8 protein-coding genes are annotated in these 11201 nt (G+C 66.9%); 6 read left to right on the forward strand and 2 right to left on the reverse strand.

Annotated features, from left to right (window positions below):
- Positions 1 to 329 precede the first annotated feature (329 nt).
- Complete coding sequence (gene mobF, locus ACFUUZ_RS04715) at positions 330 to 4481, forward strand: MobF family relaxase (protein ID WP_378692532.1); 4152 nt, start codon at positions 330 to 332, stop codon at positions 4479 to 4481.
- Here the strand turns inward: mobF and ACFUUZ_RS04720 are convergent.
- Entirely contained in the window at positions 4430 to 5209 is a 780-nt protein-coding gene (locus ACFUUZ_RS04720) for a TauD/TfdA family dioxygenase (RefSeq protein WP_378692534.1), read from the reverse strand. The two genes, mobF and ACFUUZ_RS04720, sit on opposite strands and share 52 nt — an antisense overlap.
- A gap of 111 nt (positions 5210 to 5320) precedes the next feature.
- Between ACFUUZ_RS04720 and ACFUUZ_RS04725 the strand changes: the two genes are divergently transcribed.
- Together ACFUUZ_RS04725 and ACFUUZ_RS04730 are read left to right on the forward strand one after the other, a co-directional pair.
- A complete protein-coding gene (locus ACFUUZ_RS04725) occupies positions 5321 to 5749 on the forward strand; it encodes an NUDIX domain-containing protein (RefSeq protein ID WP_378692536.1) in 429 nt (142 codons plus the stop codon).
- A gap of 14 nt (positions 5750 to 5763) precedes the next feature.
- The gene (locus ACFUUZ_RS04730; protein ID WP_378692538.1) at positions 5764 to 7026 is read left to right on the forward strand and encodes a helix-turn-helix transcriptional regulator; all 1263 of its coding nucleotides are present in this window, start codon (positions 5764 to 5766) and stop codon (positions 7024 to 7026) included.
- 21 nt (positions 7027 to 7047) lie between these two features.
- Here ACFUUZ_RS04730 and ACFUUZ_RS04735 read toward each other — a convergent pair whose 3' ends face one another.
- A complete protein-coding gene (locus ACFUUZ_RS04735; protein WP_378692539.1) occupies positions 7048 to 8244 on the reverse strand; it encodes a hypothetical protein in 1197 nt (398 codons plus the stop codon).
- Positions 8245 to 9131: 887 nt separating this feature from the next.
- Here ACFUUZ_RS04735 and ACFUUZ_RS04740 point away from each other — a divergent pair.
- From ACFUUZ_RS04740 to ACFUUZ_RS04750, 3 genes are all read left to right on the forward strand, one after another.
- Positions 9132 to 9440: a hypothetical protein gene (locus ACFUUZ_RS04740; RefSeq protein WP_378692541.1), complete on the forward strand. Its 309-nt coding sequence runs from the start codon at positions 9132 to 9134 to the stop codon at positions 9438 to 9440.
- Between the two features lie 256 nt (positions 9441 to 9696).
- Positions 9697 to 10086: a hypothetical protein gene (locus ACFUUZ_RS04745; RefSeq protein WP_378692543.1), complete on the forward strand. Its 390-nt coding sequence runs from the start codon at positions 9697 to 9699 to the stop codon at positions 10084 to 10086.
- Positions 10083 to 11162, forward strand: coding sequence for a tyrosine-type recombinase/integrase (locus tag ACFUUZ_RS04750; RefSeq protein WP_378692545.1), 1080 nt, complete (start codon positions 10083 to 10085; stop codon positions 11160 to 11162). Before ACFUUZ_RS04745 ends, ACFUUZ_RS04750 begins: the two co-directional genes overlap by 4 nt.
- Positions 11163 to 11201: the final 39 nt, after the last annotated feature.

The following is an 11201-nucleotide window of genomic DNA, read 5'->3' on the forward strand; positions in this document are numbered from 1 at the left end:
TGGTTTTTTTGGGTGTGTGGGGGTTTTTTTTTTTGTTTTTTTTTTTGTGTGTTGTGTGTGTGTGTTGTGTGTTTTTTTTTTTGTGTTGGGGTGGGGTTTGTTTTTTTTTTTTTTTTTACCGCACTATTTGTGCTAGGTCTATACCACCCTGGGGTGGCCCACAGCCACTCTCACCCCCCGCCACATACCCCCCACCCCCATAGCACTACACCCTCACAAGCAGACATCTTGCATCTCGGGTGCGTTCGGGCCCCGAATTGTGCCTGCTCACGCTATGTTCAAGAGTTACGCACTTGAATTACGAAGTGTAGTAGGCGCTTCATGGAAGCATGGTCGCGACCATGCACAAGGTCGCCGCAGGCAACGGCTACGAGTACTACCTGCGCAACACCGCCGCCAACGACACCACGGCGCGCGGGCGGACCACGCTGTCGGAGTACTACAACGACCACGGCGAAGCCCCCGGAACCTGGCACGGCACCGGGCTATCGGCCCTCGGCCTGATCGAGGGAACGGAAGTCACCGAGGACCAGATGCGCAACCTGTTCGGGACCGGAATCCACCCCGACGCCGAACGCATCCGCGAACGCGCCGCCGCCGAGCACCGCGCGGCCGGCCTGCCACCCGCCCGCGCTGCCGAACTCGCGGAGAAGGCCACCGACCTCGGCAACCGGTACGCGGTCTACACCTCGAAATCCGGCTACCGCGCCGTGGTCGCGCAGGCGTACCGGGAGCACAACACCGAACGCGGGGAGTGCGTCACCGCCCACATTCCCGACGAGGTCCGCGCACGGATTCGCACCACGGTCGCGACCGAGATGTTCACCGCGGAGTACGGGCGCGCCCCGCTGGACCCGCGCGAGCTGTCGGGGTGGGTAGCGAAGAACTCCCGCCCCGACCGCACCGCCGTGGCGGGATTCGACTTCACCTTCAGCCCGGTCAAATCCGTCTCCGCCTTATGGGCGATCGCCACCCCGGAACTCGCCGAGCAGATCGAGACCGCCCACCGTGCGGCAGTCGCCGACGCTCTGCGCTGGCTGGAGGACAACGCGCTGTTCACCCGGCTCGGCCGCAACGGCGTCCGACAGGTCGACGTGCAAGGCAGCATCACCGCCGGCTTCGACCACCGCGACTCCCGAGCCGGAGACCCCGACCTGCACACCCACGTCCTGATCGCCAACCGCGTCCGCACCCACGACGGCAAGTGGCGCACCATCGACGGCACGGTCATCCACCAAGCCGTCGTCACGGTGTCGGAAATCTACGACACCCGCCTCGAACACCACCTGGAAACCGCGATCGGCGCGCAGTTCTACACCCGGCCCGACCGCGACCCCGCCCGCGTCCGGGTTCGCGAACTCGTCGGCGTCCCGCTGCCGCTGATCGCGCGGTGGTCGCGGCGCGGGACCGCCATCACCGACCGCCTCGACACCCTGACCGCCGCCTGGCAGACCACCTTCGGCCGCGAACCAACCCCCGACGAGGTGCACAAACTGGCCCAGCGCGCGACGCTGGAAACCCGGCCCGGCAAGCACGCCCCGACCTCACGATCCGAACAGCGCGCGACCTGGCGAGCCCAGGCCGAGGAACTACTGGGCGGACCCGCCGGGGTGGATGCGGTCATGACACGCGCACTCTCAGCGTCGCCCGCGCGGCGTCCGGCACCGGATCACGCGTTCATCACCCACCTCGCCGATCAAGCGCTCGCGGCGGTGTCGGGTAAGCGGGCTACCTGGCGGGCGTTCAACCTGCGCGCCGAGATCGAACGCCAGCTACGCGGCACCGTCGCCCCGGAACACTGGACGCAGGTCGCGAATGCAGTACTCAACCGAGCGCTGTCGCCGTCTTCGGCCGTCGCGCGCGGCGACCCCGACATCGCCGCCGAACCCGACCTCCGCGCGGTCCCGACCTGGCTCCGCCGCCGCGACGGCACCCCCGTGCACACCCGCGCGAACGCCCAGATCTACACCACCGAATCCACCCTGGCCGCCGAAGCCGAGCTGATCGCGCTCGCCGTCGAGCCCGGCGGCGCCGTCCTCGAACCCGCCACGGTCGCTCGCGCCGTCGCCGACTACAACACCGCGCATCCGAACCAGACCCTCAACACCGGTCAGGTCCGGGTCATCGAGTCCTTCGCCACGGCAGGGATGCGCGTGCACAGCGCCAACGCTCCCGCCGGAACCGGCAAGACCACCGCCATGCGAGTCCTCGCCAATGCCTGGACAGACGAGGGCGGGACGGTGCTGGGGCTGGCGCCCACGGCCGCCGCCGCATCCGAGCTGGGTGAGGCGATCGATGCCCGCGCAGAGACCGTCGACAAGCTCCTGCACGTCCTGGACCGCCACCAACCGGCCGCCGTCGCAACCGCGGGCATCCCGCCGAATCTGCCGCAATGGGTGCTCGACATCGACACCACCACGCTGGTGATGGTCGATGAACACATCACCGTCCCCACCGCGAAACGCCTGCGGATGCTGCGCTACCTGACCGGACGCGGTGCCACCGTCCGCTGCATCGGAGACGACCGCCAACTGTCCGCGATCGACGCCGGAGGCGTAGAAGCCAACATGGCCCACGCCTCACCCCGGCAAGCCGAGACCCTCAGCGATGTCGTGCGCTTCGCCAGCCGCGGGGAAGCACTCGCCTCCAAGCGGCTGCGCGAGGGCGATCCCACCGCACTGGCCTGGTACCTCGACAACGGCCGTATCCACGCAGGGCACCTCGGCACCGTCTACGACGACACCTACCGCGCCTGGGCCGCCGACATCGCCGCCGGTCACGACGCGGTCATGCTCGCCCCCACCCACGACATCGCCGCCGTGCTCAACCTGCGCGCCCGCACCGACCGCATCGCGGCAACCAGCTCGCCCACCGGGGCAGTGTCACAGCCGTCCGTGATCCTCGGTGACGGCTCGATCGCTTCGGCCGGCGACACCGTGCGCACCCGCCGCAACGACCCCCGCCTTCGCCTCGGCGAGCACGACTGGGTGCGCAACGGCTACACCTGGACAGTCTGCGAAGTCCACCCCGACAACGGCGTGACCCTCGCCCGGCGTGTGCACGGCCGCGACACCTCCACCCTCGTGCGCCTGCCGGGCGAGTACGTGCGCGAACACCTGAACCTCGGCTATGCCACCACGATCGATTCCGCCCAGGGCATCACCACCGACACCTGCCACGTCGCGCTGTCCGGCCGCGAGTCCCGCCAGCAGCTCTACGTCGCCATGACCCGCGGCCGCCACGCCAACCACGCCTACATCGCCACCGCCCTCGACGGCGCCGAAGGCGACATCTACACCCTGCCCGGCCACTACCCTCGCACCGCCGTCGAGCACCTGCACCACATCCTCGCCCGCGACGGCACCCACCCCTCCGCCCACACCGAACTCCGCGACGCACTCGACCCCGCCCGCCGCATCGGCCACGCCGTCGACACCTACCTCGACACCCTCGGACTCACCGCCGAAAACGGCCTCGGCACAGGGCAACTCGAAGCCATCGACCGCACCGCCGACCGCCTCGTACCGGGATTGACCGACAGCCCCGCCTACCCGGTCCTGCGCCAGCACCTCGCCATGCTCGCCCTCACCGGAGCCGACCCCATGACCGAGCTACGCACCGCCGTCACCGCCCGCGAGCTCGACACCGCCGACGACCCCGCCGCGGTGCTCGACTGGCGACTCGACCCCACCGGCCGCCACGCCACCGGCCTCGGTCCCCTGCCCTGGACACCCGGACTCCCTGCCGCAGCCACCGCAAGCGGCCCCGACCTCACAGCACCCGTGCAGGCACGGGAACGGATCGTGGCCGTACTCGCCCGCCAGATCGCCGACACCACACGCACGTGGACCTCAGCCACTGCCCCCGAATGGGCGCGACCGTTACTCGGCACCGACCCCGACCTGCTCGCCGACCTCGCGATCTGGCGAGCCGGACTCCACATCCCCGACACCGATCACCGCCCCACCGGCCCCGCCCGACCCACCGCCGCAGAACGCGACTACCAACAGAAACTCGACCGCCGCATCATCGAAACCAGCGACGACACTCACTCACCGCAGCACCGGTGGGCTCCCACCGTCGACCGGATCGACCCCCGCATCAGCACCGACCCCACCTGGCCGCTCATCGCCGCCCGCCTCGACACCGCCGCCAGAGCCGGACACGACCTCGAACACCACCTCACCCAGGCCGGCCGGGCACGACCACTACCCGACGAGATGCCCGCCGCCGCCCTCTGGGCACGCCTGGAGATAGACCTCGTCGACATTCCGTCGACCAACATCACCCTGGGCTCCGAACCCGACCAAGCCCCACAGCCGGAACCGGACCCGACGGGAATGGCCATCGCCGACGCCATCGATGCCGCCGTCCCCGGCGACCTCACCGCCTACGACCCCCAGCCCTATGACAGCGACGAATTCAGCCCCTACCCCGACACCGCTCCAGCACCCGAGACCAGCCCCGGACTCGACTGGTAGGAGGTACCGGGGATAGAGAAACCGGCAGGAATCTCGAATTCCGGGTGCGGGCTCAGGCTGAGGCGGTAGAAGAGACGGTCGCCGGTAAAGGCACTGCGTCCATGCAACCAGCGGTGGTTGTGCAGCGCGTAGCCTTGCCCGGGTTCCAGGGCGAAGCATGTCGTGTGCCGTTGGATCGCCTCGCGCAGCAGGGGCAGCCACGGGATGAGGGCGGGTGCGAAATCGGCGAGGCTATCGGCACGGTATCGGATGCGGATGCGTCCGCCGGGCGCGTGTTCGAAGACCGACCCCAGATAGCCGGCTGCGCCACCGAACAGGACGGTGCGCGAGCGCAGGAAAGCGTCCGCGGCGGCGGGATTGTTCATCAGCAGGTCGGCGTAGACCTCGCAGCCGTCGATAACGACACATTCACCGCCCGTGGTGCTCTTGCGAGCGCAGACCACCAGGAGCAGAGCAGGAGGGTCGGCAACGCCGGAACGGTCGGTATGGGGCGCCAGCGCCGCGGTTCCGAATCCCGCGAAACCGGCCCGATGCTCCATGTCGACCTGATGCGCGAGTGCGGTCACGCCGTCGCTCTCGCTGTCGCGGTGCGGCACGATCTGTCCCAGTGACGCCCCGAGCGTCACGAATTGCTCCCGGCTGTATACCCGGTCGAAGCGAGCGATGCCGCGGGCCACGAGGTCGGTAGCGACTCTGGTGGCCCAATCCTGTTGCAGGTCAACAAACATGGAATCACCGTGCGTTCCGATTCCCGAGGTGTCCACTGACGAATCGTCACGCCGAGAGGGGTGACAGATCGTCACCGCGCTGCCGGGCGCCGAGGCTGTAGCGTCGCCGCTATGACTGGTTCCGGTTACGTTCCGCACCTGTACTCGGTGTCGATCAAGGGCGTGGTCGTCCGCGACGGCCAGGTCCTGCTGTTGAAGAACGAACGCGAGGAATGGGAACTGCCGGGCGGACGGATCGAGCCCAACGAAACGCCCGAGGAGTGCGTAGCTCGCGAGATCAGCGAAGAGACCCAGTGGCCGGTGACAACCGGCCCGATCCTCGACTCCTGGATGTACTACATCGACGAAGCCGAGAAGAACGTCTTCATCGTCACCTACGGCTGCTACCCCGACACCGCCGCCGACCCCGTGCTCTCCCACGAGCACAAAGAGGTCGGCTTGTTCGGCGAGGACGACATCGCCGGCCTCCCGATGCCGGACGGCTACAAACGCTCGATCATGACCTGGTTCGCGCAACTGCGCTCCGCCGAGATCGCCTGAAACGGGAGCACGGGGTGGGGGACCTCCGTTGCCAGGCGTGCGACGTCACGACCGGCCGCTACGCTGCCGCATCGCTGTGCCCGACCTGCGCGGCGAGCACCGGCGGCGCGGGTGAAACCGAGGTCGCTCCCACGGCTCCCGTCGCGTCGGCGGTCTGGCTGTGGACCGCGCCCGAGGCCGCTACCGCACTCGCCACCCGCGATCTCCCGACCATCCTGCGCGCCTATCGGCGCATCAACGGCCTGAGCCAGGCCGCTCTCGCCGAAGTTCTCGGCTACGACAAGTCGTATGTGTCGATGATCGAGACCGGCAAACGCGCGATTACCGATGTCGCCAGCCGCCAACACATCGCCACCCGCCTCGCACTCCCGGCCCACGTCCTCGGCGTGACAGGAACCGGCGACGCCGAATATCGGGCGATGCTGCAATTCGGGGACAGCACCGTGCGCCTGGCCGAGATCGCGCGCCAATCCGGGCGCGCCGTCGAGGCCGTCAACGAACTATGGCCGTTGCTGGCACGGCTGGAGGCACGCGCCGCCGAAGGACATCTCGAACGCGACACCGTAGTGCTACTGGCCCGGGCGCGGATCGCACTCGGGGTGTCGCTGGGAACGGTACTGCCCGAAGAACAGCTCCCGGCGGCGGCGAACTGGACCGGGCAAGCGGTGGCGGTCACCGGAAAGCTGAACGACCAGGCCCTGCACGCCCACGCGCTACGGATGCACGGCAACGAGCTACGTAAAGCCGGTCACACCGCAGCAGCAGTGGCCCGGCTCCGACAGTCGCTCGAGCTGTCCACCGGAGCAGAGGAGCGGGGCGGTTCATTGGCGTTCCTCTGCCGGGCCGCCGCCGAGTTCGGCGATGCCGCCACCTTCACCGACGCTCTGGTCGAGTACCGCGAGCTGTTGGACACCAACTCCGCGCGTGGCCTGCTCTTCCAACCGTTCGCGCTGCGAGAGGTCGAGATCCGCGGACTGCTCGACCTGGGCAGACTGCCGGACGCCACTCGGCGACTCGGCGACCCGCCAGGAGTCCCGGCCGCACCGCAGTGGCGAATCATCGAGCAGATCACCAGCGGCGAAGTCATGGCAATGACCGGCGAACCCGATACCGCCGCGTCGCTATTCAGAGACGCTGTACTGTCCGCCGAGCAACACCGGCTACCGCACCAGGTCCAGCGAGCGATCCGCTCGACCGTACGGGCGGGGATGCACGACCTCGCCACCGAATGCCGGGCCGCCCTTACCCGGATCCGGTCAGCGACCCTAAGCCGGTGACAGCCACCGGCCCCGCGACTTTTACAGCCTGACCTGAGCAGCAACTTCATCGAGCTGGCGCACCGGCTCCGATCCTGTCCACCGCGTCAGGCCCGCTCGGGTGGCCCGGTAGACCTCACGTAGCCGGGGCGAGGTGTTGATCCTGGAAAGCTCCAGCGCATGAGCGGCGGCGCGGCACGCCCGGTCCAGATCCGTCGGTGCGGTCAGCTTCGCAAGGTGCAGCAATGCCAGCGCCCGATCCCGCACGTCCGTGGCCGGGACGCGATCCACCGTCGCCTCCATGACCTCCACAGCGCGGCGGGTTTCCCCGGCCATCTCCAGACTCTTGCTGGTCAACAAGCCGGTCAACCATTCGCTCATGTAGTACGCGTAGGACTTGTCCGGAGTCGTCGGCTCGGCGTGATCGCCCGAGATCCTGTCCAGCAATCCCCACGCTTCCCGCGGCCGCCCTGAATAGGCGTACGCCTGAGCAGCTTGGAGTTTCACATAGTCAGCCATTCTCGAATCGTTGACAGGAAGGCGCAGAGTAGCGTCGGCGAGGTCAGCAGCGGACTGATAGTTATTGGTCCAGATCGCGAGCTGAGTCCGATGACACAAAAGGCCGGCCGAAACATTCTCGTCACCGGCCTCGGTCGCATGGGAGAAAGCATCCACGAACAATTGATCCGAGACTCGGTAATTCCCTTGATCCCAGGCCGCCCATGCATTACTCGCCGTCGCCTCACCGGTGAGCGACTGTAGTTCGGTTCGCAAACGAACCGGGCAATCCCGCAACAAGGTCGCACACGTTTGCGCTTGCGCCTCGATGATCGGCTGCGCCGCAGCCGAGCCGAGCTGATCATCGAGCAACATCGCCGAATGAATTGTATTCCGCAGCTGCCCGATAGCTTCCGGAGTGACGGTCGGCGTATCCCAGCCGGCGACCATCGAGGCACCGACGACTACGCCTGTCGAGGCAAGGAATTTACGCCGGTCCACATCGTCTCCGATCAACTTCTTAAACCGATCTTGTGCCCTATGGTCCGCGTCGGCCAGCACTCTGTCCAGTCCTGCCTGATGTGCTGCGCTGACCTGGACGAGGGGCCGGCTCTCCCAGAAGCTCACCGCACGCTGACTACATTTCAGCTTCTCGGCCAGTGCGACTTGGGTCAGCCGAACCGCCGCACGCAGGGCTTTCACCTCGGCCCCGGTCCACATGACGATCTCCCCGCTGGTCATCGCACTCCCTCCGCATCCCCCGGCGATTGCTGCCGATTGCTGAAATTTGCGTCCTGGTTGCCTTCCACCGGCCCCGCCACATCGGCAACCTGGTGATGCATCCGGAACCGGGAAAGCCTTCCGACCCCACTCCACTGCCCACCCGGCGGAGGGCACATCCACGGCGATCACGGCGAACTGCTGTGGATGGCGATACCGCACCGGTTCCGGATGCACCCAATATACAATCCGAAGGGAACTCCATTGACCGTGAAGCACAGCCGATGGAGCCCGTACTCACTCTGTGAGAGTTACAACCGATCCGGTGGCCTACCAGCGATTGTTCACCCACCACACATCAATCGCATCGTACTACCAGCGCACCGTTTTCATGGCTTGATCGTGCGCTCGCTTCTGGCCCTGACGGTGACTATCCATCTGCAAGAACAGGGCTTTCGCCTTGGACCGATCATCACTCAGCCGCGCGCGAATCGATGGACCTTCATCACTCGCGCCGATCTCCCCGCGGATATCTGGTTACCTGCCGAAATGGCGCGGCTCCAGGTTGGGATAATCCGCTCGGGAAGGCTGATCGAACTTCCCACTCCAGGGCAGAGCCCCGGCAATTTCCGAGCCTGGATCAGCCCTCCGAAGGCCCCCTTCTGTCCATCATCAGAAGAAGTCATCAAGGCAATTCGCGCATGCAATCGCCGCTGCTTAGAGTGCTCCCCTCCGAGCCCGAAGGACCGGACGAACGATGAACCCACAAGAGTCCGCAGAGCCCGAACGGCAGTCCTTGCCGTCGTCGGCCCGTCCTCGCGCCGCGCTCACTGTTCCGACGCAAGAGCGACAAGACAGCGAACCGCTCCGGAGATGAGGTAAATCCATTGTGCAACATAGCAATTGGTGTGATAAATCTCGCCCTGTCCGGTGAGGCGTCCGCGCACCGCGCGATCATCGACGACCTTGCTCGCGCATCGGCGCTGCGACTGGCCCTGATCGTCACCATCGATCACGACACCTACATGCCCATCACCTACATCATCACCACTGCCGCTCGCACGCGAGCCGATACCGTCATCGCTCCGGACCTGGAACATTTCGGCACCGGCTACACCGCGATGACCCTCGCGTGCGCCCTGTTGGTCCCGACCGAACTCATCCCCCACCGGACGCGGGAGCGGAACCGGACACCCTCGATCGGAAACCGCCAATAGGTGAACAACAGAGAACCGCTGGTTATCAGTCCACCGGGGCGGCGGACCAGACGAATCGAGCCACCCGCGTCCCGCGACAGCGAGATGTCCTTCTTCGCGGGAGTCGCCCACGGAACAGCGAAGTAGCATCCTTCGCCAGAGTCCCCGAGTTCGATCGGTCGATCCGCCACGAGAACTCGCAGGGCGGGCCGGGTATCCGCAACGCGTTCTAAGATGAGGAAGGAGAATCCGCGGACCGGTCAGAAATGAGTTGTCCGTGTCGATTCACGAACGCGCCGTCCCCGCGCAACCCGACCGGCAGCACACCGTGTTGCTGACGACGTCGGTGCTCACCGACGGAGGCCGGGTCAGCGGCACCCGCATCTTCCGCGAACTGGGATGGGCCGTCGGAGACGGTGTCCGCTTCACGGTCGGCCGCCACATCATCGCTCTGCAACCCGCCGGTACTCGGCCCCACCACGCCGTGATCCGAAGGCCCGGACACGTGCATCTTCCCGCAGGCGTCCGGATCTCGGCCGGCATGGCACCGGACGACAGCGTGCTGCTCCTCGCCGTACCCGGCGCGCACCTCGTCGCAATAGTCTCAGCGCAGCTGGCCTACGAAGCGCTGCACCCAGCAATTCCGGACGCACAGCAGCCGCTATGACCCCCCACGACCTCGACATGGCCCGAGCCCTGCTCGAACGAATGGGCGTCGATCCCGCCGACCTGCTCAACCACTCGAAGACCGATCTCGACGTCCCGACCTTCGCCGACTACATACCGCGAATAGCCCAAGCGGTCACCCCTGGCACCCGGCGCACCTACCTGTCGTACTGGCAACGTCTCACCACCACCTGGCCCGACCGGCGCCTGAACGAACCATCGGTCCTGGAACTGCAAACCCTGGTCGAGGCCACTCGCCAGACCGCGCTCGCCCGCCGCAACTCCCGCGACGGCCGCTCCGCCGCGGAGAACATGGTCAGCGCACTGCGCTGCCTCTACCGATTCGCCGTCAACGACGGCCATGTCTCCCCGCACCGCGACCCGTCGGTGCACCTGACCAAACCACGCCGCCTGCCCAGCACCCGCCGCGCGCTGTCCTCCACCCAACTCGAGCAGGTCTTCGACGCCGCCACCAACACCGGCAGCGACGATCAGGAACTCGACATCCTCATCCTGCGCCTGCACCTCGAAACCGCCTGCCGCACCAGCAGCGCCCTCGCCATCCGCCCCTGCGACCTCGACCCCGCAGAATCCATGATCCGGCTGCACGGCAAAGGCGGAACCCTGCACTGGCAACCGGTCTCCCCCACGCTCATGACCATGCTTGCGGCGCAGATAAGCAGATGCGGCGACGAGTACGACCAACTCCTGCGCTACCGCAACGGACGAGCCATCACGCGCCGCCGTCACGACCATATCTGGAACCGCATCCGCCAAGACCTCCCGTGGGCCGCAACCGCAACCCAGCAGATCAGCACCCACTGGCTCCGCCACACCACCCTCACTTGGGTCGAACGCCACTTCGGTTACGCCATCGCCCGAGCCTTCGGCGCACACGCCGAGCCCAGCGGACGCGACAGCACCACCCTGACCTACGTCCGCGCGACGATCCACGAAGTCGCGGCAGCGGTGGCCGTGCTAGCCGGCGAGCCGCACCCACTCGTACCCGACTTCTCGCGAAAGGACGTCTGCGCCCTCCTGCCCGGCAGTTCCTGGATCCCGCACCGCCGTACGTGAAAGGACGCCAGCCCATCATGTTCCCAATCCGCGCCGAGG

Origin of the sequence: Nocardia sp. NPDC057353 (assembly GCF_042667085.1) — a bacterium.
Classification (GTDB): domain Bacteria; phylum Actinomycetota; class Actinomycetes; order Mycobacteriales; family Mycobacteriaceae; genus Nocardia.

Bases quoted from the DNA above. Each gene is read 5' to 3' on its own strand.
- ACFUUZ_RS04725 (WP_378692536.1), top strand. From the start codon at position 5,321: ATGACTGGTTCCGGTTACGTTCCGCACCTGTACTCGGTGTCGATCAAG.
- ACFUUZ_RS04750 (WP_378692545.1), top strand. From the start codon at position 10,083: ATGACCCCCCACGACCTCGACATGGCCCGAGCCCTGCTCGAACGAATG.
- mobF (WP_378692532.1), top strand. From the start codon at position 330: ATGGTCGCGACCATGCACAAGGTCGCCGCAGGCAACGGCTACGAGTAC.
- ACFUUZ_RS04720 (WP_378692534.1), bottom strand. From the start codon at position 5,209: ATGTTTGTTGACCTGCAACAGGATTGGGCCACCAGAGTCGCTACCGAC.
- ACFUUZ_RS04735 (WP_378692539.1), bottom strand. From the start codon at position 8,244: ATGACCAGCGGGGAGATCGTCATGTGGACCGGGGCCGAGGTGAAAGCC.